At 64.9% G+C, this 24,077-nt stretch carries 20 protein-coding genes; all 20 read left to right on the top strand.

Annotated features, from left to right (window positions below; translation table 11 throughout):
* The first annotated feature begins 79 nt into the window (after nt 1-79).
* On the top strand, nt 80-2,116 hold the full coding sequence (locus DFR39_RS12705; RefSeq protein WP_133603947.1) for a hypothetical protein: 2,037 nt from the start codon (nt 80-82) through the stop codon (nt 2,114-2,116).
* Nucleotides 2,116-2,715 (top strand): shikimate kinase, encoded by a 600-nt coding sequence (locus DFR39_RS12710; RefSeq protein ID WP_246030817.1) that lies wholly within the window; start codon nt 2,116-2,118, stop codon nt 2,713-2,715. Before DFR39_RS12705 ends, DFR39_RS12710 begins: the two co-directional genes overlap by 1 nt.
* Entirely contained in the window at nt 2,712-3,833 is a 1,122-nt protein-coding gene (aroB, locus tag DFR39_RS12715; RefSeq protein WP_133603948.1) for a 3-dehydroquinate synthase, read from the top strand. The genes DFR39_RS12710 and aroB overlap by 4 nt, the downstream gene beginning before the upstream one ends.
* 19 nt (nt 3,834-3,852) lie before the next feature.
* Entirely contained in the window at nt 3,853-4,986 is a 1,134-nt protein-coding gene (locus tag DFR39_RS12720) for a deoxyguanosinetriphosphate triphosphohydrolase (RefSeq protein ID WP_133603949.1), read from the top strand.
* Nucleotides 4,987-5,055: 69 nt separating this feature from the next.
* The gene (locus DFR39_RS12725) at nt 5,056-5,745 is read left to right on the top strand and encodes a transposase (protein ID WP_133603950.1); all 690 of its coding nucleotides are present in this window, start codon (nt 5,056-5,058) and stop codon (nt 5,743-5,745) included.
* Between the two features lie 144 nt (nt 5,746-5,889).
* The gene (locus DFR39_RS12730) at nt 5,890-10,644 is read left to right on the top strand and encodes a glutamate synthase-related protein (RefSeq protein WP_246030818.1); all 4,755 of its coding nucleotides are present in this window, start codon (nt 5,890-5,892) and stop codon (nt 10,642-10,644) included.
* 26 nt (nt 10,645-10,670) lie between these two features.
* Nucleotides 10,671-12,146 carry a glutamate synthase subunit beta gene (locus DFR39_RS12735; protein WP_133603951.1) on the top strand — a complete coding sequence of 492 codons (1,476 nt, stop codon included), beginning with the start codon at nt 10,671-10,673 and terminating at the stop codon, nt 12,144-12,146.
* Nucleotides 12,147-12,405: 259 nt separating this feature from the next.
* Nucleotides 12,406-12,900, top strand: a complete 495-nt coding sequence (locus tag DFR39_RS20385) for a type IV pilin protein (protein WP_281277244.1) — start codon at nt 12,406-12,408, stop codon at nt 12,898-12,900.
* Nucleotide 12,901: 1 nt separating this feature from the next.
* A complete protein-coding gene (locus DFR39_RS12745) occupies nt 12,902-13,546 on the top strand; it encodes a GspH/FimT family pseudopilin (protein ID WP_162849519.1) in 645 nt (214 codons plus the stop codon).
* A 25-nt stretch (nt 13,547-13,571) separates the two neighbouring features.
* Nucleotides 13,572-13,979, top strand: coding sequence for a type IV pilus modification PilV family protein (locus DFR39_RS12750; RefSeq protein WP_133603953.1), 408 nt, complete (start codon nt 13,572-13,574; stop codon nt 13,977-13,979).
* A gap of 2 nt (nt 13,980-13,981) precedes the next feature.
* A complete protein-coding gene (locus DFR39_RS12755) occupies nt 13,982-15,121 on the top strand; it encodes a PilW family protein (protein WP_133603954.1) in 1,140 nt (379 codons plus the stop codon).
* Nucleotide 15,122: 1 nt separating this feature from the next.
* Nucleotides 15,123-15,764 carry a pilus assembly PilX family protein gene (locus tag DFR39_RS12760; protein ID WP_133603955.1) on the top strand — a complete coding sequence of 214 codons (642 nt, stop codon included), beginning with the start codon at nt 15,123-15,125 and terminating at the stop codon, nt 15,762-15,764.
* Between the two features lie 30 nt (nt 15,765-15,794).
* On the top strand, nt 15,795-19,331 hold the full coding sequence (locus DFR39_RS12765; protein WP_133603956.1) for a pilus assembly protein: 3,537 nt from the start codon (nt 15,795-15,797) through the stop codon (nt 19,329-19,331).
* 53 nt (nt 19,332-19,384) lie between these two features.
* Nucleotides 19,385-19,996: an energy transducer TonB gene (locus DFR39_RS12770; protein ID WP_133603957.1), complete on the top strand. Its 612-nt coding sequence runs from the start codon at nt 19,385-19,387 to the stop codon at nt 19,994-19,996.
* 91 nt (nt 19,997-20,087) lie between these two features.
* Nucleotides 20,088-20,954, top strand: a complete 867-nt coding sequence (locus DFR39_RS12775) for an ABC transporter ATP-binding protein (RefSeq protein WP_133603958.1) — start codon at nt 20,088-20,090, stop codon at nt 20,952-20,954.
* Entirely contained in the window at nt 20,951-21,733 is a 783-nt protein-coding gene (mlaE, locus tag DFR39_RS12780; RefSeq protein ID WP_133603959.1) for a lipid asymmetry maintenance ABC transporter permease subunit MlaE, read from the top strand. Before DFR39_RS12775 ends, mlaE begins: the two co-directional genes overlap by 4 nt.
* Before the next feature lie 13 nt (nt 21,734-21,746).
* Nucleotides 21,747-22,223 carry an outer membrane lipid asymmetry maintenance protein MlaD gene (mlaD, locus tag DFR39_RS12785; RefSeq protein WP_133603960.1) on the top strand — a complete coding sequence of 159 codons (477 nt, stop codon included), beginning with the start codon at nt 21,747-21,749 and terminating at the stop codon, nt 22,221-22,223.
* Entirely contained in the window at nt 22,220-22,996 is a 777-nt protein-coding gene (locus tag DFR39_RS12790; RefSeq protein ID WP_133603961.1) for an MlaA family lipoprotein, read from the top strand. Before mlaD ends, DFR39_RS12790 begins: the two co-directional genes overlap by 4 nt.
* A gap of 77 nt (nt 22,997-23,073) precedes the next feature.
* A complete protein-coding gene (locus DFR39_RS12795; RefSeq protein WP_133603962.1) occupies nt 23,074-23,718 on the top strand; it encodes an MlaC/ttg2D family ABC transporter substrate-binding protein in 645 nt (214 codons plus the stop codon).
* Nucleotides 23,719-23,743: 25 nt separating this feature from the next.
* Entirely contained in the window at nt 23,744-24,055 is a 312-nt protein-coding gene (locus DFR39_RS12800; protein ID WP_162849520.1) for an STAS domain-containing protein, read from the top strand.
* The last annotated feature ends 22 nt before the right edge of the window (nt 24,056-24,077 follow it).

Consider the following 24,077-nt stretch of genomic DNA (forward strand, 5'->3'; position numbering starts at 1 on the left):
GCGCTTGCTGAATTGAATTGAGGGAGAGACCGCGCAGCAGCCCCAGGCATGGCAGCGCGGCACGCAAGGAGTTTTCACGATGAGTGGTTTCTGGAACACAAAGCTTGCTGCCGCCAGAGCCGGCGCTGCGCTGGCCTTGGTGGCACTGCTGAGCGCCTGTGGCGGTGGCGGTGGTGATGCGGGCACGCCGGTGGTGGGGCCCGAGACAGGTGCTGGGGTTGCTGTTGCCGCATTGGCTGTTGCAACCAACGTTGCCACCTTGCCCAATGACGGCACGGCGACCGCAACGATCACGGTGACGGCCCTGGATGCCAAGAATGCGGCGATCAAGGGCGCAACCGTCAGCTTGTCGATCGCTCCGGACAGCAGTGGCGTGCCGGGAACCATCAGCCCGGGCTCTGGCGTAACCGACGAAAAGGGTGAGTTGAAGGCCACGCTTGGGATTGGCGATAACAAGACCAAGCGCGCCATCACGGTGACGGCCACTTCGGGCGGCATCAGCAAGACGGCGACGGTGACGGTGGTGGATTCCACGACGGCGCCGCCGGTCGCAGCGGATGCCAGCGTGTCCCTGAGCAAGACCAGTGTCCAGAACACGGGCACTGACTTTGTCGAGGTGACGGTCGCCGCCTTGGACGAGGCTCGCAACACCATCGCGAACATGCCGGTGAAGTTCCGCATGGAGGACCCGTCCAACACGGCCTTCGTGGAAACGCCGCCGACGGTCACCGACGCCAAGGGCCAGGCCAAGGCCACGGTGAAGATCGGCAATGACCGCAACAATCGTGTGATTGCCGTGGTGGCCGAGGTCGGTGCGCTGACCCGCAAGGCCTCGTTCAGCGTGACGGGGGCGAAGCTGAGCGCCTCCCCGCGCCAGAACACTCTGACGGTGGGCCAACCCGGCTCCATCGAGTACAGCTTGGTTGATGCAGCTGGATCCGCCATCAACGATGCGACTATCACCGTTTCCGGACCTGCGGGTGCGAGCGGCAGCGGCAAGACCGTGGATGGTAAGTACGTCTATTCCTACACCGCAGCCGGAGCCGGTCCGACCGTGATCAAGGCTACCGCCGCGGGCGGAGTCAGTGTGGACAGCGTGATTCAGATCGGTGCCGCCGTGTCCGATGTGCCGGCCGGCACGACGATTGATTCGGCCACCTTCACGGCCTCACCTGTGGTGGTCCGCGTGAATCAGGTTGGCAGCACGGCCAATCGGGCTGAGCTGCGCCTGCTCTTCCGCACGGCCAACAATCAGCCCATCCCGAATGTGCGTGTTCGCCTGGGTCTGGGCAGCAACGCCTCCGGCACCGATGGAACTATCTCTACGACTACGCCTGCGAACGATGTGATCATCGCCGACGCTCAGGGCGTGGCCACCAGCAGCTTCATCCCCGGACAGCTGTCCAGCCCGACCGGCGGCGTCAAGATCTTTGCATGCTTTGGCAAGACTGACGCGGTGGAACAGATTGCTGCCTGCCCGGCTGACCGTCTGCGTGAAGTTGCCCTGACGGTGGTGCAGGAGGCGGTGTCGGTCTCCATTGGTACGAACGGAACTCTGATCGTCAATCCGAACACCTATGCCCAGGACTTTGTGGCCTTGGTGGTGGATGCCGCCGGCAACCCCCAGCGCGATGTTCAGCTGGCCGCCGTGATCGACTTGCCCACTTATCAAAAGGGCTTCTGGACACGCCCTGGCAACAAGTGGATTCCGACCTTTACCGCTCAGTGCGCCAACGAGGACAACTCCCTGGGTGGCTATCGCAACAACACGATTGAAGCGGGTGAGGACGCCAATGGCAACGCTCAGCTGGACCCTCGCAAGTCCGATGTCACCGTGACCTTTGTGGGTTCGTCCAAGACCGATGCCAATGGCCAGGCCGTGTTGCGCATTGAATATGCTCAGAGCACCGGGAGCTGGGTGGAGTACTCCTTGCGGGTCAGCGCGACCACGGTCGTCAGCCCGCCTGCATGGTGGGGGCGTCAAGTCATCTCGGGTGCCTTGTCCGGTGCGGCTCAGTATCTGGAAGTCCCGGCGTCGGCTGTGTCTTCCGAAGCCAAGCCGCCCTTCCAGCAGAGCCCCTACGGCCAGATCGCCAGCTGCAGCAACCCGAACTGATGAGCAGCACGCCGGTGGGCCTCAAGCTCACCCTCGTCGCCATGCCCGGCGGTGGCAAGTCCACCGTCGGCCGCCATCTGGCGCGGCAGCTCGGTGTGGACTGCCTGGACTCGGACAGCGAGATCGAGAAGCGGATCGGCATGCCGATCCGCGAGTTTTTTGAGCGCGAGGGCGAGGACGCGTTTCGCGACATCGAGAGCGAGGTCATCGCTGAGCTGCTGGCGCGCGAGCAGGACATGGTGCTGGCCACAGGCGGCGGCGCGGTGCTGCGTGAGGTCAATCGCGAGGCCATGAAGGCGCGCTCCACCGTTTTCTACCTGCGCTCCTCACCCGAGGAGTTGTTCCGCCGCCTGCGCCATGACACGCAGCGACCACTGCTGCAGGTGCGAGATCCACTCAAGAAGCTGCGTGAGCTCTATGCGCAGCGCGACCCGCTCTACCGCCGCACCGCACACTATGTGCTCGAGACGGGGCGCCCCTCGGTCCATGCTCTGTGCAATATGGTGCTGATGCAGCTGGAGTTGGCCGGTCTGCTCAGCCCGGACAAGGTGGCCGCCACGGTGGGGGCCGAGCCTCAGCCGCGTACACTCGGGGCATGAGCAGCGCCGTTGCCGCCCCGGCATCCCATTCCGTCCCGGCCATCCGGGTTCCCATCGCGCTCGAGGAGCGCAGCTACGACATCCTGATTGGCTCCACCTTGCTGGACGATGCCGCCAGCTGGCAAGACCTGCCCCGCGCCGCGGCCGCCCTGATCGTCAGCAACGAGACCGTCGCCCCCCTTTATCTGGAGCGCCTGCGCCAGCGTCTGGCTTCGCAGTACGCCCGGGTGGACAGCGTCATCCTGCCCGACGGCGAGCAGCACAAGGACTGGGACTCTCTCAACCGCATCGTGGACCATCTGCTGGCCCGGGCCGCGGATCGCAAGACTGTGCTCTTTGCCCTGGGCGGCGGTGTGATCGGCGATATGACGGGTTTTGCGGCGGCCATCTATATGCGCGGCGTGCCCTTTGTGCAGGTGCCCACCACCTTGCTGGCCCAGGTGGATTCCTCGGTGGGCGGCAAGACCGCGATCAACCATCCGCGCGGCAAGAACATGATCGGGGCCTTCTACCAGCCGGCCCGCGTGATTGCCGATATGGACACCCTGGACACCCTGCCGCCGCGCGAGCTGGTCGCGGGCCTGGCCGAGGTGATCAAGTACGGCCCCATCGCCGATGCGGCCTTCCTGGACTGGATCGAGACCAATCTCGACGCCCTGCTGGCCCGCGACAAGTCGGCCCTGGCCCATGCTGTCAAGCGCAGCTGCGAGATCAAGGCCTGGGTGGTGGGGCAGGACGAGCGCGAGACCGGGCTGCGCGCCATTCTGAACTTCGGCCACACCTTCGGCCACGCCATCGAGACCGGCCTGGGCTATGGCGAGTGGCTGCACGGCGAAGCGGTCGGCTGTGGCATGGTGCTGGCCAGCGATCTTTCGGTGCGCCTGGGCCTGATGCCGCCCGAGTTCCTCACCCGCATGCGTGGCCTCATTCAGCGCGCCGGCCTGCCGGTCCGGGCGCCGCGCCTGGGCGTGGAGCGCTATCTGGAGCTGATGCGGGTGGACAAGAAGAACGAGGGCGGTGAGATCCGCTTTGTCGTGATCGAGGCCCTGGGCCGGGCCGGCATGCGGGGCGCGCCCGATACCCTGGTGGCCGAAGTCCTGAACGCCCACTGCGACTGAAGAAAGTCCGACGCTCACGATGCCGCTCGCCCGCTACGCCTGTGACCCTTCTCGCAGCCGTGGCCGGCGTTTCCCCGAGCCGGCCGCGCCCACCCGCAGCGAGTACCAGCGCGACCGGGATCGCATCGTGCACAGCACGGCCTTCCGGCGTCTGGTCTACAAGACCCAGGTCTTCCTCAACCACGAAGGCGATCTTTTCCGCACCCGGCTGACGCACTCCCTGGAGGTGGCGCAGCTGGGCCGCTCCATCGGCCGCAGCCTGGGCCTGGACGAGGATCTGATCGAGACCATCGCCCTGGCCCATGATCTGGGTCACACGCCCTTTGGCCATGCGGGCCAGGATGTGCTGGACGACTGCATGAAGGCCCACGGCGGCTTTGAACACAATCTGCAGAGCTTGCGCGTGGTGGACCAGCTGGAGCAGCGCTACCCGGCCTATGACGGGCTCAATCTCACGTTTGAGAGCCGCGAGGGCATTCTGAAGCACTGCAGCCGTCGCAATGCCGAGTTGCTGGAAGCGGCGGAGCCCGATGGCGTGGCGGCCCGTTTTCTGCGCGGCGAGCAGCCCGGCCTGGAGGCCCAGCTCAGCAATCTGGCCGACGAGGTGGCCTATAACGCGCATGACATCGACGACGGCGTGCGCTCCGGACTGCTGAGTCTGGAGCAGCTGGAAGCGGCCGTACCCCTGGTGCAGCGCTATCTGCGCGAGGCCCTGGCCGAATTTCCCAGCTTGACGGGCAAGCGCCTGCTGTTTGAGACCATACGCCGCATGCTCTCGGCCCAGGTCTACGACATCATCGATGCCAGCCGGGCCGAGCTTGACGCGGCGGCGCCGGCCGATGTGCAGGCCGTGCGCCGGGCGGGGCGACCCTTGCTGCGCTTCTCGACCGAGATGCGTCGCGGCAGCAGCGAGCTCAAGCGCTTTCTCTTTGCCAGCCTCTACCGCCACCCCCAGGTGCAGGAGAAGCGGGCGAGGGCGGAGCAGGTGCTGCGCGAGCTCTTTGCCATCTATCTGGGCGACCCGTCCCAACTGCCGGCCGACCATGCCGGCCAGGCTGATCTGCCGCGCGCCTGTGCCGACTATATCGCCGGCATGACGGATCGCTTCGCGCTCAAGGAACACCAGCGCCTGACGGGCCAGCAGCTGTTCTGAGGGGAGGCGCTCGCCGCCCGCCTTGAGGCTTGTGTAGATAATGGGGTCAGATTGATTTTCTGAACTGCCATGGCCCGCCTGCCTCGCCTTGTTGTTCCCGGTCTGCCGCACCATCTGATCCAGCGGGGGCACAACCGCCAGCCCATCGTGCTGGACGACGAGGACCGGCGCCAGTTCCTGGCCCTGCTGCGCGAAGCCGCCATCAACCAGCGCGTGGCCCTGCATGCCTATGTGTTGATGGACAACCATTTGCACCTGCTGGCCACGCCCGAAACGCCCGAGGGCCTGAGCCGCATGATGCAGTCCCTGGGGCGGCGCTATGTGGCCGCCTTCAATCAGCGCCATGGCCGCAGCGGCACGCTCTGGGAAGGGCGCTTTCGCGCCGCGCCCCTGGAGGCCGAGCGGCATCTGCTGGCCTGCATGCGCTATATCGAACTCAATCCCCAGCGCGCCGGCTGGCTGATGGAGCCTGGCAGCTATGCCTGGTCCAGCGGTCCCCATCATCTGGGGCACCGACGCGACCCGCTGATCACCGAGCATCCGCTGTTCTGGGCTTCGGGCAACACCCCCTTCGAGCGCGAAGCCGCCTGGCGGGCCTGGCTGGAGCAGGGGGTGAGCCCCGAGGAGCAGCGGGCACTCGGCGATTCTGCGCTCAAGGGCTGGCCCCTGGGGTCGGCAGGCTTCTTGCAAGCCTTGGCTGAAGGCTCGGAGCGCCCGGTGGCACCGCGCCAGCGCGGCCGTCCCCGCAAGCAGGTTTGACTGTGTCCCCATTTAATGGGGTCGCCTTGTTGTCCTCTCGCTATTTGATGATCTGACCCCATTTATTAGAACTTGATGCACGGAATGCATCGATCTATGCTGGCGGCATTGCTGTATTGCCAGACCGTAGATTGGAGAAACGCCATGGGCGCACCCACGCAAGCCGAGATGCAAGCCGCCGAGATCCAGGACCTGAGCGCGCATGGTCTTTACAAGCCTTCCAATGAAAAGGACGCCTGTGGCCTGGGCTTTGTGGCCCATATCAAGGGTCAAAAGGCGCATTCCATCGTCCAGCAGGGCCTGAAGATCCTGGAGAACCTGGACCACCGGGGCGCCGTGGGTGCTGATGCGCTGATGGGCGACGGCGCCGGCATCCTGATCCAGATCCCGGACGAGTACTACCGCGCCGAGATGGCCAAGCTGGGGGTTGAACTCCCCCCGCCCGGCGAGTACGGCGTGGGCATGATCTTTCTGCCCAAGGAGCACGCCTCCCGCCTGGCCTGCGAGCAGGAGCTGGAGCGCGCGGTCAAGGCCGAGGGCCAGGTCCTGCTGGGCTGGCGCGATGTGCCGGTGGACCGCGAGATGCCCATGTCGCCCACGGTGCGTGAGAAGGAGCCGGTGATCCGCCAGATCTTCATCGGCCGCGGCCCAGACATCATCGTGCCCGATGCGCTGGAGCGTAAGCTCTACGTGATCCGCAAGACGGCGTCCAGCGCCATCCAGGCGCTCAAGCTGACCCACAGCCGCGAGTACTACGTGCCCAGCATGAGCTGCCGCACGGTCATCTACAAGGGTCTGCTGCTGGCCGATCAGGTGGGCAAGTACTACCTGGATCTGGCTGATCCGCGCGTCACGTCGGCCATCGCCCTGGTGCACCAGCGCTTCTCCACCAACACCTTCCCTGAGTGGCCCCTGGCCCACCCCTACCGCATGGTCTGCCACAACGGTGAGATCAACACGGTCAAGGGCAACTTCAACTGGATGCGCGCCCGTGAGGGCGTGATGAAGTCGCCCGTGCTGGGCGAGGACCTCAAGAAGCTCTACCCCATCAGCTTCGAGCACCAGAGCGACACCGCCACCTTCGACAACGCCATCGAGCTGCTGACCATGGCGGGCTACCCCCTGGCCCATGCCGCCATGATGATGATCCCGGAAGCCTGGGAGAACCACGAGCTGATGGACGAGCGCCGCCGCGCCTTCTACGAGTACCACGCCGCCATGATGGAGCCCTGGGACGGTCCGGCCGCCATGGCCTTCACCGACGGCCGTCAGGTCTGCGCCGCGCTGGACCGCAATGGTCTGCGTCCGGCGCGCTACTGCATCACCGATGACGACCTGGTGGTGCTGGCCTCCGAGTCTGGCGTGCTGCCCATTCCCGAGAACAAGATCGTGAAGAAGTGGCGCCTGCAGCCGGGCAAGATGTTCCTGATCGATCTGGAGCAGGGCCGCATCGTCGACGACGAGGAGCTCAAGAACCAGTACGCCAATGCGCGCCCCTACCGCCAGTGGATCGAGAACGTTCGCGTCAAGCTCGACGAGATCGAGGTGGCGGACGTCCAGCCCGCGGTGTTCGAGACCCCGCTGCTGGACCGCCAGCAGGCCTTCGGCTTCACCCAGGAAGACATCAAGTTCCTGATGGCGCCCATGGCCACCCATGGCGAAGAGGGCATTGGCTCTATGGGCAATGACTCGCCCCTGGCCGTGCTTTCCAGCAAGGACAAGCCGCTCTACAACTACTTCAAGCAGCTCTTCGCCCAGGTCACCAACCCGCCGATCGACCCGATCCGCGAGGCCATCGTGATGTCGCTGAACAGCTTCATCGGTCCCAAGCCGAATCTGCTGGACATCAATGCGGTGAACCCGCCCATGCGTCTGGAGGTGACCCAGCCCGTGCTGGACTTCCAGGACATGGCTCGCCTGCGCAGCATCGAGGCCCACACCCACGGTAAGTTCAAGCCCGTCGAGCTGGACATCACCTACCCCCTGGCCTGGGGCCGCGAGGGTGTGGAGGCCCAGCTGGCCTCGCTGTGCGCCTCGGCCGTGGATGCGATCAAGACCGGCCACAACATCCTGATCATCACCGATCGCCATGTGTCGGCCCAGCGCATCGCCATCCCCGCGCTGCTGGCGCTCTCCGCCGTGCACCACCACCTGGTGCGTGAGGGCCTGCGCACCACCGCCGGCCTGGTGGTCGAGACCGGCACCGCGCGCGAGGTGCACCACTTCGCCGTGCTGGCTGGCTTTGGCGCCGAGGCCGTGCACCCCTATCTGGCCCTGGAAACCCTGGGCAGCATGCACGCCGAGCTGCCGGGCAATCTGAGCGCCGAGAAGGCGGTCTACAACTACATCAAGGCCGTGGGCAAGGGCCTGTCGAAGATCATGTCCAAGATGGGCGTGTCGACCTATATGTCCTACTGCGGCGCGCAGCTGTTCGAGGCCATCGGCCTGAAGGCCGACTTCGTGGAGAAGTACTTCCGCGGCACGCCCACCCAGGTGGGTGGCATCGGCGTGTTCGAGGTGGCCGAGGAGGCCATCCGCATGCACAAGGCCGCCTTCGGCGACGACCCGGTGCTGGAGCACATGCTGGATGCCGGCGGCGAATACGCCTGGCGCGCCCGTGGCGAAGAGCATATGTGGACCCCGGATGCCATCGCCAAGCTGCAGCACAGCGCGCGCTCGGGCAAGTTCGAGACCTACAAGGAATACGCACAGATCATCAACGACCAGAGCAAGCGTCATATGACCTTGCGCGGCCTGTTCGAGTTCAAGTTCGATCCCAGCAAGGCCATTCCGGTGGAAGAGGTCGAGCCCGCGGCCGAGATCGTCAAGCGCTTTGCCACCGGCGCCATGTCCCTGGGCTCCATCTCCACCGAGGCCCATGCCACCCTGGCCGTGGCCATGAACCGCATCGGCGGCAAGAGCAACACGGGCGAGGGCGGTGAAGACCCGGCCCGCTACCGCAACGAGCTCAAGGGCATCAAGATCACGGCCGGCACCAAGGTGTCCGATGTGATCGGCAACAAGGTCATCGCGGTGGACTACGAGCTCAAGGAAGGCGATTCCCTGCGCTCCAAGATCAAGCAGGTGGCTTCGGGCCGCTTTGGCGTGACGACCGAGTACCTGGTCAGCGCCGACCAGATCCAGATCAAGATGGCCCAGGGCGCCAAGCCCGGTGAGGGCGGCCAGCTGCCCGGCGGCAAGGTCAGCGACTACATCGGCTTCCTGCGCTACTCGGTGCCGGGCGTGGGCCTGATCAGCCCGCCGCCGCACCACGACATCTACTCCATCGAGGATCTGGCCCAGCTGATCCACGACCTGAAGAACGTGAACCAGAAGGCCGACATCTCGGTGAAGCTGGTCTCGGAAGTGGGCGTGGGCACCATTGCCACCGGCGTGGCCAAGGCCAAGGCCGACCACATCGTGATCGCCGGCCATGATGGCGGCACCGGCGCTTCGCCCTGGAGCTCGATCAAGCATTGCGGCACGCCCTGGGAGCTGGGTCTGGCCGAAGCCCAGCAGACCCTGGTGCTGAACCGCCTGCGCGGCCGGGTGCGCGTGCAGGCCGACGGCCAGATGAAGACCGGCCGCGACGTTGTGGTCGGTGCCCTGCTGGGCGCGGACGAGTTCGGCTTCGCCACCGCGCCCCTGGTGGCCGAGGGCTGCATCATGATGCGCAAGTGCCACCTCAACACCTGCCCGGTGGGTGTGGCCACGCAAGACCCGGTGCTGCGCGCCAAGTTCTCGGGCAAGCCCGAGCATGTGGTGAACTACTTCTTCTTCGTGGCCGAGGAAGCGCGCCAGATCATGGCCCAGCTGGGCATCCGCAAGTTTGACGAGCTGATCGGCCGCTCCGACCTGCTGGACACCAAGAAGGGCATCACCCACTGGAAGGCCAAGGGCCTGGACTTCAGCCGCATCTTCCACCGCCCCAGCCTGCCGCCCGCGGTGGCCCGTCTGCACAACGATCTGCAGGAGCATGGCCTGGACAAGGCCCTGGACGTGAAGCTGATCGAGAAGTGCCTGCCCGCCTTCGAGAAGGGCGAGAAGGTGCAGTTCATGCAGGAGGTGACGAATGTGCGCCGCACCGTGGGCGCCATGCTCTCCGGCGAGCTGATCCGTCGCAAGCCCGAGGGCCTGCCGGACCACACCATCTTCATCCAGTTCGAGGGTACGGGCGGCCAGAGCTTTGGCGCCTTCCTGGCCACGGGCATCACCTTCTACCTGATTGGTGACGCCAACGACTACACCGGCAAGGGCCTCTCCGGCGGCCGCGTGGTGGTGCGTCCCTCCATCGACTTCCGCGGTGAGGCCACGCAGAACATCATCGTGGGCAACACGGTGCTGTACGGCGCGACCCGCGGCGAGGCCTTCTTCCGCGGCGTGGCGGGCGAGCGCTTCGCGGTGCGCCTCTCCGGCGCCAAGGCGGTGGTGGAGGGCACGGGCGACCATGGCTGCGAGTACATGACCGGCGGCACCGTGGTGGTGCTGGGCAAGACCGGCCGCAATTTCGCCGCCGGCATGAGCGGCGGCGTGGCCTATGTCTATGACGAGGACGGCCAATTCGCCAAGCGCTGCAACACCAGCATGGTGGCCCTGGACAAGGTGCTGCCCACGGCCGAGCAGGAGGCCACCCAGGACCGCGCCATCTGGCACCACCTGGGCGACCACCAGCCGCTCGCCGACGAGGCCATCCTGAAGAAGATGGTGGAAGACCACCACCGCTGGACCGGCAGCACCCGTGCCCGCCACATCCTGGACCACTGGGCCGAGTCGCGTGCCAAGTTCGTCAAGGTCTTCCCGCACGAGTACAAGCGCGCCCTGGGCGAGATCAACGCCGCCAAGGAAACCGCCGAAACCATCGCCCAGGCCAAGGCGCCCGCCGCCCCGGTCAAGGCCTGAAGCTGTAGAAGGTAGAGAGAAGCATCATGGGAAAAGTCACCGGCTTCATGGAGTTCGAGCGTCTGGACGAGGGCTATGAGCCCGTCGAGAAGCGCGTCAAGAACTACAAGGAATTCGTCATCGGCCTGAACACCGAGCAGGCCAAGCAGCAGGGCGCGCGTTGCATGGACTGCGGCACGCCCTTCTGCAACAACGGCTGCCCGGTCAACAACATCATTCCGGACTTCAACGACCTGGTGTATCGCGGTCGTGCCGAGGACTGGAAGGCCGCCATCGCGGTGCTGCACAGCACCAACAACTTCCCCGAGTTCACTGGCCGCATCTGCCCCGCCCCCTGCGAGGCGGCCTGCACGCTGAACGTCAATGACGATGCGGTGGGCATCAAGTCCATAGAGCACGCCATCATCGACCGCGCCTGGGAAGAGGGCTGGGTCACGCCGAGACCGGCCAAGCTCAAGACCGGCAAGACCGTGGCCGTGGTCGGCTCCGGCCCGGCCGGCCTGGCGGCGGCCCAGCAGCTGGCGCGTGCCGGCCATGCGGTGACGGTGTTCGAGAAGAACGACCGTGTGGGCGGCCTGCTGCGCTATGGCATTCCCGACTTCAAGATGGAGAAGTCGCACATCGACCGCCGCGTGACGCAGATGGAGGCCGAGGGCGTGGTCTTCCGTACCGGCGTGCTGGTCGCTGACCTGGGCGAGGGCAGCAAGGTCACCAACTGGGCCAAGGAAAGCATCAGCCCCGAGGAGCTCAAGAGCCAGTTCGACGCCGTGCTGCTGGCTGGTGGCGCTGAAGCCAGTCGCGATCTGCCCGTGCCGGGCCGCGATCTGCAGGGCATTCACTTCGCCATGGAGTTCCTGCCGCAGCAGAACAAGGTCAATGCCGGCGACAAGCTCAAGGGCCAGATCCGCGCGGACGGCAAGCATGTGATCGTGATCGGCGGCGGCGATACCGGCAGCGACTGCGTGGGCACCAGCAACCGCCACGGCGCCAAGAGCGTGACCCAGTTCGAGCTGATGCCCCAGCCGCCGGAAGTTGAAGACCGCCCCCTGACCTGGCCCTACTGGCCCATCAAGCTGCGCACTTCTTCTAGCCACGAGGAAGGCTGCGAGCGCGCCTTCGCCATCGCCACCAAGGAGTTCCTGGGTGAGAAGGGCAAGCTCACCGGCGTCAAGACCGTCAAGGTCGAGTGGAGTGGCGGCAAGATGACCGAGGTGCCCGGCTCCGAGCAGGTGCTCAAGGCCGACCTGGTCTTCCTGGCCATGGGTTTTGTCAGCCCGGTCGCCACCATCCTGGACGCCTTTGGTGTGGCCAAGGACGCCCGCGGCAATGCCAAGGCCACGACCGACTTCACCGGCGGCTACGCCACCAACGTGCCCAAGGTCTTTGCCGCCGGCGATATGCGCCGCGGCCAGAGCCTGGTGGTCTGGGCCATCCGCGAGGGCCGTCAGGCCGCCCGCGCGGTGGACGAGTTCCTGATGGGCGCGAGCGAGTTGCCACGCTGACATCGGGCCCAGCTGGGTCTTTCGAGCTACAGCGCCGGCCGTGCCGGCGTGCCCAAGCCACCTGCGGGTGGCTTTTCTCATTGCGACGCCGCCCCGGAGCTCTGTAGCAGGCGCTTACGGGTGCGCTTCCGTTCGTCGCCCGCACCGACGCGCCCGTCGGCAGGGGGCTGTGAAGTGAGCAATATGCACGCTATCTTGCGGTGGCGATGTCGACAATGAAGCCCAAACAGGTTCGGTGGCCCCCCATATCGCAGCAGCCATGAACCGCCAACCGGTGCACTTTATGTCTCAAGCTCAGCGTCTCTCTTCCTCGACGGCCCGCGGTTTCACCTTGGTGGAGCTCATGATTGTGGTGGCCATCGTGGGGATTCTTGCGGCCGTAGCCTTGCCGGCCTATACGGACTATGTGCGTCGTGGCGCCCTGCCCGAAGGCATGTCCCAGCTGGCGGATTACCGAGTCAAGATGGAGCAGTACTACCAAGATAACCGCAGCTACGGCGCGGCGGCCTGCGCGGACACTGGCGCCGCACCCAGCTGGAAGAACTTCAGCCCCAATGGCGCCAAGAACTTCAGCTACGGCTGCGCCATCTCGGACAACGGTCAGGGTTTCCTGATCACGGCCACGGGCAAGACCGGCACCTCGGCGGCCGGGCATGTCTACACCGTCAATCATGCCAACCAGCAGGCCACCACCAGCTTCAAGGGTGGCTCCGTCACCAAGAGCTGCTGGCTGGTGCGCGGCAACGAGTGCTGACATGTTTGATCCGGCCTGCCTTGCCAACCCGCCGCGGCGCGGTGCTGCGAAGCGCCCGATCGAGCGTGGCGTCACCCTCATCGAGCTGGTGGTTGTGATGGTGCTGCTGGGGGCCATGGCGGCCATGGCCATGCCCAATGTCATGGTCTGGATTCGCAATACCGAAATCCGCAATGTGGCGACCTCTCTCCAGACCGGCTTGCAGCGGGCCCGTGCCGAGGCCATGCGGCGCAATGAGCTGGTGCGCTTTACCTTGGTCGATCTGGGCTCATCTCCGGTGATGAGCGACGCCTGCGGCGACAGTGCCAACGGCACGTCCTGGGTGGTCAGCCTCGACGATCCTGATGGCAAGTGCGGCAAAGCCATCTCGGACACGGTGGATCCTCGCATCCTGGATCGGCATGTGACCACCGCCAGCCCGGGCGTTCGCGTGCGCGGCACCAGTGCCGCTGCGGTGGCGGCGGATGAGGTGGTCTTCAATGGCTTTGGGCGCGTGGTCGGGGCAGGTGCCTTGACCGTGATTGATGTGGACAACGAGACCGCAGGGGATGACTACCGTGCCCTGCGCATCATGCTTGGTCCGGGTGGCACGATGCGAATGTGCGAGCCCAAGGTCAGCAGCAAGACCGATCCTCGCGTCTGCTGACGCGTGCTAGCAGAAGGTGGAAGTCGTGAAGAACAAGACCAGCATTGCAGGCAGATCGGCGCGAGGCTTTGCCATGTTCGAGGCCCTGATTGCGCTGCTGATCTGCGCCATGGGCATTCTGGGTGTGGTGGGCCTGCAGGGCTCCATGACGCGGGCCCAGACGGCCTCTACCTTTCGTGCCGAAGCGTCCTTTCTGGCCCAGCAGCTCATCGGCGAGATGTGGGGTGATATGAACAATCTGGCCACCTACAACACCGCCAGCTGTGGCGCCCGCTGCAAGGCCTGGACGGATCGTGTGGCCGCACGGCTGCCCAAGGGACAGGCCACGGTGGTGGTCACCGCACCCCGCAATGTGTCCATACAGATCCGTTGGACGGCGCCGGGCGAGGGCACCAGCAACTACAGCACGGTCACCGCCGTGGGAGCACCCTGAGCATGGCCCGCATCCACAAGACAGACGCAGCGCGGGCCCCGGCCCGGCGGCTTGCGCGCGGCGTGACGCTGATCGAGCTGATGATCGGCCTGTTGCTGGGCATGGTGGTGGTGCTGGTCGTGGCTCAAGTGCTCTCGTTCGCCGAGGGCCAGCGCCGCGCCACGACCGGAGGCTCCGACGCCCAGGTGAATGGCGCCCTGGCGCTCTACACCCTGCAGCGTGAGATCCAGATGGCCGGCTACGGCCTCATCAGTGATCGGGTCGTGCTCGGCTGCCCGATACGGGCTCAGCACACCGCCACCGGCCTGCAGAACTGGGTCCTGGCGCCGGTGATCATCACCGACGGTGCGAACGGTGCGCCGGACACCATCACCGTGATGAGTGCCGACCGCGACGCCAGCAGCACCAACACCACCTTTTACACCGTGCCCATGCAGGTGTCCCTGGACCACACACCCGCGTCCACCTTTTTTACCGTGCGCTCCGCCTTGGGCGTGCAGGCTGGCGATATGGTGATTGCGGTGCCCTTCAACACCGATTTCGATCCGGCCACCAACTGGTGCAGTGCCTACCGCGTTACCGGCATTCAGAACACCAACCAGATCGTGCACGCCGCTGCCGATCCCTGGAACACGGTAGTCCTGGCGCCTGCAGGCGACTATCTGGCTGGCAGCCAACTCCTGAATGCCGGCAGCCTGCTGCGGCGCACTTTTGCGCTGTCTGCGGACGGCCTGACGCTGCAGCAGAGCACGCTGCTGCTCAATAACGGCACCATGCAGAGCCAAGATCTGTTCCCGCAAATCGTCAACCTCCAGGCCTTCTATGGCCGGGATACCAATGGCGACGGCGTGGTGGATAAATATGACAACACCACGCCTGCCAACAACGCGGCTTGGCGCCAGGTGCTCGCGGTACGGCTGGCTCTGGTGGCGCGCAGCGCGGCCTACCAAAAGGAAGAGGTAACGAAAGCGCAGCCGCTCTGGGATGTGGGCAGCGGCGTTGATGTCAACGGTTCCGCCGACTGCGGCACGAGCAAGTGCATCACGCTCAAGATTGACGGCGTCGCCGACTGGAAGCATTACCGCTACGCGGTTTATGACGTGATCGTTCCCCTGCGCAACCGATTCTGGTGGAGCAACTGAGATGGCAGGCATGGCATTGACTCGACGCAGTTCCCGTCGGCAGCGCGGCTTGTCCCTGCTGTTCGCCCTCATGGCCATGGTGGTGATCGCGCTGGCCTCGGTGGCCCTGGTGCGCTCCGTCGACACCTCCAGCCTGGTCATTGGCAATCTAGGCTTCAAGCAGGATGCCACGGCCGCTTCTGGCCAGATGACGGAGCAGGCCTTGGTGTGGCTGCAGAACAATGCCGGCCCTACCCTGCAGCAGAACATGGCCAATGTGGGTTACTACGCGGCCAGCATGGACGCGGTTGACCTCACCGGCGCCAATCGCGCCAACGCAGCGCGGGCCCAGGTCCTGTGGAATGGGGGCAACTGCCCCGCCGGGAGCACTTGTCTGCAGGCCTCGCCCGTGCAGACGTTTGGTGGCAACCAAGCCCGCTACATCATCACCCGCTTATGTGCCACGGCAGGCAGTCCGGCGGCAGTGAACTGTGCGGTACCGCCGGGCTCGGCCGCCATGCCGGGTGGGAATCGCGGTGCGGCGGACTACAACAATCAGACGATGCAGTTGCTGGTCAATAACAGCGTCTATTACCGGGTGGTAGTTCGGGTTCAGGGGCCGCGCGGTACTGTGGCCTTTACCGAGACCATTGTTCAGCTCTGACGAGGCTCGAGACCCGCTAGGAGAAAGATCATGATCAAGACCTGGATGTACAAGAGCCGGGGTCTGGCGGCAGCGCTGCTGGCCATGCTGCTGCCCGTCGTAGCCGCGGCGCAGTCCGGCGTTGCCGATCTGGCGGATCGCCCGCTGGCCTCGACCACCACCGGCGTGACCGTGCGCAGCAATCTGATGTTTGTGCTGGACGATTCGGGCTCCATGAACTGGAACTACATGCCCGACAACGCGCCGCGCAACGATGTGTGCTTCGGCTCGGCTGACAGTAATCTCATCTTTTTCAACCCAGCAACCAAGTATCCACCGCCCCTGAACGCCAATGGCGCGTCCATGCTCAATTCGAGCTTTTCGGCCGCTTGGAATGACGGCTTTCGTGGCGACGCCAGTGGCGTAGTGAACTTGGGCAATAACAACCCTGAGACACCGTACATCTACGGTCCTCAGAAGAGCTACGACCGTACAGAGAGCCGTCGTGTCTGCGGCTCCAGAAATGATTGGGCTTGCTCACTGCCGTCGCCCAACCCCAGTTCCACGGACTCCTTCAACGGTACCGATACCCTTACCCGGACCGTGACCGTGAGCCGAGTTGCGGCTCCTGGCTTCTCGCGCTGCAGCAACACCTGGAATAGTTGTGCCTTGTTGACCGTGACCGAGGACATTGTCACTGCGGGGGCTGCGGGGCAGTTCCTCTGGGCTCAACGCAAAAGCGGCGCCTCGGCCACCAGCTGCAACGTGGCCGACTTTGATGTGGTTCGCGCTTCATCGAGTATCAGTGCCGAGCAAAAGACCAACTACGCCAACTGGTACTCCTACTACCGTACCCGCATGCTGGCCATGCGCACCGGGGCTGGCAGGGCTTTTGCCACGATCGACCCCGCACGTTTCCGTGTGGGCTTTTCCAAGATCAGCGAACATGCCAATGGAGGCGCGGACTCGACGGGTTTCCTCAATATCCGCGATTACGATGCGGACACCCAGAAGACCGATTTCTTCAGTCGTCTGTACGGCACATCAGGCAATTTCAACACGCCCTTGCGACCTGCTCTCGCGCGTGCCGGGCGCTACTATGCCAACAAGCTCAGCGGTCAGCGCGATCCGGTGCAGTACTCCTGCCAGCGCAACTACACCATTCTGTCTACCGATGGTTATTGGAACCAGGACCAATCATTGCCGCTGAATCTGCTTGGCACTGCAGGCGTGGGTAATCCCGACGGCGGCTCCACCATTGATCCGCCCATGCGCGACTCGGCCAACAATGGAGCGGGGGTGTCTGAAACCTTGGCGGACGTAGCAATGTACTACTACGTTAATGATTTGCGGACCGAGGCATTGGGCAATTGCACCGGTGGTGACATCGTGTCCAAGGATGGCAAGACGGTTAGCCGAGAGAGTGATGTCTGTACCAACGGGCCAGCCGACACCCCGCCGGAACCGCAGCATATGGTGACGTTCACCCTGGGCCTAGGCATCAGCGGCACGCTGGCCTATGACAAGAACTACCTGACCCAAACTCAGGGCGACTTCTTCGACATTCGGCAGACGACCAAGCAGTGGCCAGACCCCATTACCAACACCGGGCCCGAACGTATCGATGACCTCTGGCATGCGGCCGTGAATGGGCGCGGCATCTACTACAGCGCCAGCAATGCCGATGCCATGGCCGCGTCCCTCGTGGCGGCCCTGGAAGATATCGACAGCCGGGACGGCAGCGGCGGTGCCGCTGCGACGAGCACGCTCTCTTTGCAGACCAGCGACGACGCCAACTGGGCCTTCCTCCCGCTCTACAAGACCAAGAGCTGGACCGGCGACGTTCAGGCTTACAAACTGCGAGGCGATACCGGACAGTTGATCAGCCCGAACAAGCCTGTTTGGTCCGCGGCTGACCGGATCGCCTCACAGACCAGCCGGCGCATCCTGTTCAAGAATGGCAGCAGCCTGAGCGAGTTCACCTACAGCAATCTGCCCAGCTCCGCCAAGGCGCACTTTGATGGGATGTGTGGCGTTGCCGGCAAGCTCAGCCAATGCGCTGAGATCACCGCCGGGGCAAGGGCCGCCATGACTGGCGCGGCACTGGTCAACTATCTGCGCGGCGACAAGAGCCTGGAAATGTCCGCCAGCAACGCAGATGCCCGTCTGTTCCGCAGCCGCGCGGGCCCCTTGGGTGACATCGTGGGCGGTGCGCCGGTGTATGTGGGCAAGCCGCCCATGAGCTATGGCGACGGGTACAAGGACTTCGCGAACGCCTCCCCCCCCCGCCAGGCTGTTCTTTATGTGGCCGCCAACGACGGCATGTTGCATGCACTCAAGGTCAGTGATGACAACACCGGCGGTCAGGAGCTCTGGGCCTATGTGCCTACCGAGGTCATGAAGAATATGTACCTGCTGGCCGATAACGACTATGAGTCCCAGCATCGTTTCTTTGTGGACGGCTCTCCAGTGGTTGGCGATGTGCAGGATGGCACGAGCTGGCGCACCATTCTGGTCGGTGGTTTGGGTAAGGGAGGGCGTGCTTACTACGCGCTGGATGTGACTGACCCGCTGAATCCGCGCACGCTCTGGGAGTTCACCGACAGTGACCTGGGCTTCAGCTATGGCAACCCGGTAATCACCAAAAACAAGGCCGGTAAGTGGATCGTGGCCTTCACCTCGGGCTACAACAATGTGAGCCCGGGGTCCGGCAGGGGCTATCTGTATGTGTTGGATGCCATGACCGGCGTCGTCATTGACAAGATCGAAGCCAAGACCTCGGGTTCCACCTTTGTCGGGGATACATCGAGGCCGAGCAATCTGGGGCGGCTCAATGCCTGGGTTGATGACAGCAAGGCCAATGTGGCCCAGCGCTTCTACGCGGGCGATATGCTGGGCAACGTCTGGCGCTTTGATTTTGATGGCAACTACGGTCCCGCCGGCAAGGAGGCCTTCTTGCTGGCCCAGGTGGGGAGCAATCAACCCATCACGACCAAGCCCGTGTTGAGCGAGGTGGTTGACGGCAACTACCGCTATCAGTTGGTGTCGGTGGCGACCGGCCGCTACCTGGGCTTCAGCGATGTCGTCAACAAGGATGTGCAATCGGTCTACACCTTCAAGGACACACTGGACAGCACCTCGTTGGGGGCTCTGCGCAGCAACAGCGGCATGGTCAAGCAGACCATGAACAGTAAGCGCGATGGACTGGACAATCCCAAAGCCGTGACCTGGAGCACTCAGAATGGCTGGTATGTGGACTTGGCGGCTGGGGAGCGTGTCAACGTTGACATGGCGCAGCAGCTGAACCAGCTGATCGTGGCCAGCAATATTCCCAACCCCACCGCCTGCAATCCTGGCGGTACAGGCTGGCTGTACTACCTTGACGTCGGCAGTGGCAAGCCTTTGCTGAGCTCCTATGCCATCAGCACGCTGATTGCCGGTATTACCTCGGTTCAGACTTCCACGGGCAAGCTGGTGACCCTGGTGCAGGGGGTGGACGGCAAGAGCTCGGCCAAGGCCGGTGCTGAACCCAGCAATCTGCCCACCGGCACGCTGCGCCGCACCTCCTGGCGCGAGCTGGCGAACTGATGGCGGGGGCGGCCGCCCGGGCGGGCGGCGCCCGGCGGCGCAGGGGGCAGGCCTTGGCTGCTTCCGTGGTGGCAGCCGTGCTGCTCCACGGCGCCGTGCTCACACTGGCAGTGCTTGAGGCGCAAAGCGCCCCGGCTCGCTTGCAGCCCCAGGGGCTCAGCCAAGCCCAGACCTCGCTGCAGGTGCGTGCCGTGCCGGCGGCTGTGCTGTCCGCCCAGGGAGGCGAGGCCCCTGCGGGGCCGGCGCCCGGCCTGGTCTGGCCGGCGCGGGCGGCTTTGCCCGAGCCCGTCATGCCCTCGCCGCCACTGGCTCCCTGGACCGACCTGCCGGAGGCGCTGCTCACCCCCGAACCGATCTACCTGCCGCGGGACCTGCTCAGCGCGGGGCCCGCGCCGCAGGAGACGGTGCTTCTGGCTTGGCCGACGCAGTCATCCCTGCGTGGCAGTTTCCGCGGGGTGCTGCGCCTCTTCATTGACGATCAGGGCCAGGTCCGGCGTGTCGAGGCGGCCGATGCCGAGTTGCCCGAGCCCTTGTTCGAGGCGGCTCGCCAGGCCTTTATGGCGGTGCGCTTCAGTCCGGGGGAGCTGGACGGACGGGCCGTGCGCTCTCTCATCCGCGTGGAGGTCAGTTTTGAGAGCGAGCCTCTGCCGCTGGCGCATGAATAGGGCATGAAACCTAGGCGCGAACGTGCGCTTGGTGTTTCCCCTATGATGTCGTTTTCGTTTCAAGGGGCGCGGCCCTGCATCGCAACGGCTTATGGCCCCACCGATAGTTTCTCCATCCTCCTTGCCCCCATCGTCGCCCAGGCCGCCGCTTGTGGAGTTGCGCGATGTCAGCTGCGGCTATGGTGAGCGTCTCATTCTCGAGGGCGTGAACCTGAGCGTGCCGCGTGGCAAGGTGCTGGCCCTGATCGGGACTTCGGGCGGTGGCAAGACCACGGTGCTGCGCCTGCTGGGGCGCCAGCTCAAGCCGGTGCGCGGTCAGGTGCTCTTCGATGGGCATGACCTGGCCACGCTGGATCAGACCGGGCTTTATGCGGTGCGCCGGCGCATGGGCATGTTGTTCCAGTTCGGCGCCTTGTTTACCGACCTCTCGGTGTTCGAGAACGTGGCCTTTCCGCTGCGCGAGCACACCAATCTGCCCGAGGCCATGATTCGCGATCTGGTGCTGATGAAGCTCAATGCAGTGGGCCTGCGTGGCGCGCGCGATCTCATGCCGTCCGAAGTCTCGGGCGGCATGGCACGGCGGGTGGCTCTGGCGCGTGCGATTGCGCTGGATCCGGATCTGGTGCTGTATGACGAGCCCTTCGCGGGCCTGGACCCGATCTCGCTGGGCGTGGCCGCTCGCCTGATTCGCGACCTCAACGATGCCCTGGGTCTGACCAGTATCGTGGTGTCGCATGACCTGCACGAGACCTTTGCCATCGCCGACCAGGTTGCCATGATTGCCAATGGGCGCGTCGTGGCCCAGGGCACGCCCGATGAGTTGCGCCACAGCGAGGATCCCCTGGTCCAGCAGTTCGTGGGGGCGCAGGCCGATGGTCCGGTGCGCTTTCACCAGGCCGCCTTGCCCGTGAATGAGGATTTTGGCGTGGGCGCCATGCCGAGCCGGGAGCTTGCATGAGTGCCGCCTTTCTGGCTCGCGTGGGCCGTGCACTGCGTCTGGAACTGGCCGATATCGGCATGGGGGCGCGTCTCTTTGCCCAGATCCTGATGCGCAGCAGTCAAGTGCTGACGCGCTTCGCGCTGGTGCGCGAGCAGGTTTTCTTCCTGGGCAACCGCTCCCTGTCCATCATCGGGGTGTCGGGCCTGTTTGTGGGTTTTGTGCTGGCGCTTCAGGGCTACTACACCTTGCAGCGCTACGGTTCTGCCGAGGCCGTGGGTCTGCTGGTGGCCTTGAGCCTGGTGCGGGAGTTGGGGCCCGTGGTCACGGCCCTGCTGTTTGCCGGTCGCGCCGGTACCTCCCTGACGGCCGAGATCGGCCTGATGAAGGCCGGCGAGCAGCTCACCGCCATGGAGATGATGGCGGTGGACCCCATTCGCCGCGTGCTCGCGCCGCGCTTCTGGGGCGGCGTGATCGCCATGCCTTTGCTGGCGGCCGTGTTCTCGGCCGTGGGTGTGATCGGTGGCTGGTTGGTGGGTGTGGTCCTGATCGGCATCGACTCCGGCGCTTTCTGGTCCCAGATGCAGGGCGGGGTGGACGTGTTTGCCGATGTGGGCAATGGCGTGATCAAGAGCCTGGTGTTCGGTATCACGGTCAGTTTTGTGGCCCTCTTGCAGGGTTATGCCTGCAAGCCCACGCCCGAGGGCGTGTCGCAGGCCACCACGCGCACCGTGGTGCTGTCTTCTCTGGCGGTGCTGGGGCTGGACTTTGTCCTGACCGCCATGATGTTTTCGATTTGAGGGAGATGAGACGATGCAATCTCGTCACGATGCTTGGGTGGGTTTCTTCGTGCTCCTGGGTGGCGCGGCCCTGCTCTTTCTGGCGCTCAAGGCCGGCAATCTGCTGAGCCTGAATTTCGACGAGACCTATCAGGTCACGGCGCGCTTTGACAATATCGGCGGTCTCAAGCCGCGTGCGGCGGTCAAGAGCGCCGGCGTGGTGATCGGTCGCGTCGAGTCCATCAGCTTTGACGACAAGACCTTCCAAGCCAAGGTCGTGCTGAACCTGCACAAGGACGTGGTCTTCCCCAAGGACAGCTCGGCCAAGATCCTGACCTCCGGTCTGCTGGGCGAGCAGTACATCGGCCTGGAGCCGGGCGCGGACGAGAAGAATCTGGCCGCGGGTGATCGCATCACGCAGACCCAGTCGGCGGTGGTGCTGGAGAACCTGATCGGTCAGTTCATCAACAGCAAGGCTGCGGACATGGGCAGCACGGGAGAAAGTAAGTGAGCGGCCTGGCCAGCGGCACGGTAGCGCGTGGCTTGGTCGCCTGGCTGCTGGTGGCCCTGGCTCTGAGCCTGAGCGCCTGCGCCAGCGTCAAGGGCCCGGGCTCACCGGGCCAGCGCCAGGATCCGTGGGAGAACTGGAACCGCAAGGTGTTCAATTTCAATGAACGCCTGGATGAAGCGGTGCTCAAGCCCGTCGCCACTGCGTACAGCGAGATCATCCCCTCGCCCGTGCGCCAGGGCGTGGACAACTTCTTTGGCAACGTCAACGACGCCTGGTCCGCCGTGAACCTCTTCCTGCAAGGGCGCTTCAAGTACGGCGTGCAACAGACCATGCGGGTCGCGGTCAACTCCACCCTGGGCTTCGCGGGTGTGCTGGACATCGCGGGCGAGGCCGGTCTGGAGCGTCGCAGCGAAGATCTCGGCAAAACCTTTGCCCGTTGGGGCACGGGCTCCGGGGCCTACATCGTCTGGCCTGTTTTTGGCCCCTCCACGGTGCGCGACTCGATCGCGCTGCCCTTTGACCGCCTGGCGAGTCCGGCCCTGCTGCTGCAGGGCGGAGACAAGCAGCTCGCGATCTACGCCTTGCAAAACATCAATGCGCGCTCCAACTTCCTGCGTGCGGGCGAGATGCTGGATGGCATCGCCCTGGACAAGTACACCTTCATCCGCGACGCCTACCTGACCAAGCGCCGCACCGTGGAGGAGGACGAGGAAGACGATTACGAGGTTCTGGTGCCCGATGCGCCGCTGGTCAATCCCCAGGCCGACCGGTGAACCGCGCGGCCTGTGGCCGCGTTAGGGCCTTCAGGCGCCTGGTGCCGCCCATTCCCAATTTCATAGAAAGGAAGTTCATGTTTGCATCCAAACGTAGCCTGCTGCGCGGCGTGCTGGCCATCAGCCTGGTGGCATTGAACAGCCTGCCGCTGGCCGCCCGTGCTGCCGACGCCAGCGCACCTGACCTGCTGATCCGTCAGCTGTCGCTGGAGACCATCGAGGCCGTCAAGGCCGACAAGGCCATCCAGGCCGGAGACGTGCAGAAGATCGTGCAGCTGGTGGACAGCAAGGTCATGCCGCATGTGAATTTCCAGCGCATGACGGCCTCTGCCGTGGGCCGTTACTGGCGCCAGGCCAGCCCCGAGCAGCAAAAGCGCCTGCAGGACGAATTCAAGGCCTTGCTGATGCGCACCTATGCCGGCGCGCTGACCCAGGTGAAGGACCAGACCGTGGCCCTCAAGCCCCTGCGTGCCTCGCCGGACGACACCGAGGTTGTGGTCCGTACCGAGGTGCGCGGCAAGGGCGACCCCATCCAGCTGGATTACCGTCTTGAGAAGTCGGGCGGTGTCTGGCGGATCTACGACGTCAATGTGCTGGGCATCTGGCTGGCGGACCAGTACCGCAACAGCTTTGCCCAGGAGATCGGTGCCAATGGCATCGACGGCCTGATCAAGGCCCTGGCCGAGCGCAATGCCAAGGCCACGGGCGCGGCCAAGTCTTGAAGGCTTGACCAAGGTGCCGCAGACCATGTTGAAGCTGCCCGGCAGCGTGCTCCTGGGCGACGCTGCCCGCCTGTGGACTCAGCTTGAGGCCAGCCTGCAGGCCGAAGCCGCCCAGGTGCGCAGCGCGGCTGGCAGCCGGCTGCGGTTGCAGGCTGGGGGGTTGAGTGAGTTTGATTCCTCGGCCCTGACCCTGCTGCTGCAGGCGGCCCGCTTGTGCCACCGGGAAGGGCTGACGCTGGAAGTGCATGAGCCGCCGGCCAAGCTGCGCGAGCTGGCCCGCGTTTACGGCGTGGCCGAGCTGCTCTGGCCCGAGGCGGTGCAGAGCCAAGCCGCCTGATGACGGCCCGGCGCCGCCGCGC

This window comes from Roseateles asaccharophilus (assembly GCF_004362405.1).
GTDB classification, from domain to species: domain Bacteria; phylum Pseudomonadota; class Gammaproteobacteria; order Burkholderiales; family Burkholderiaceae_C; genus Kinneretia; species Kinneretia asaccharophila.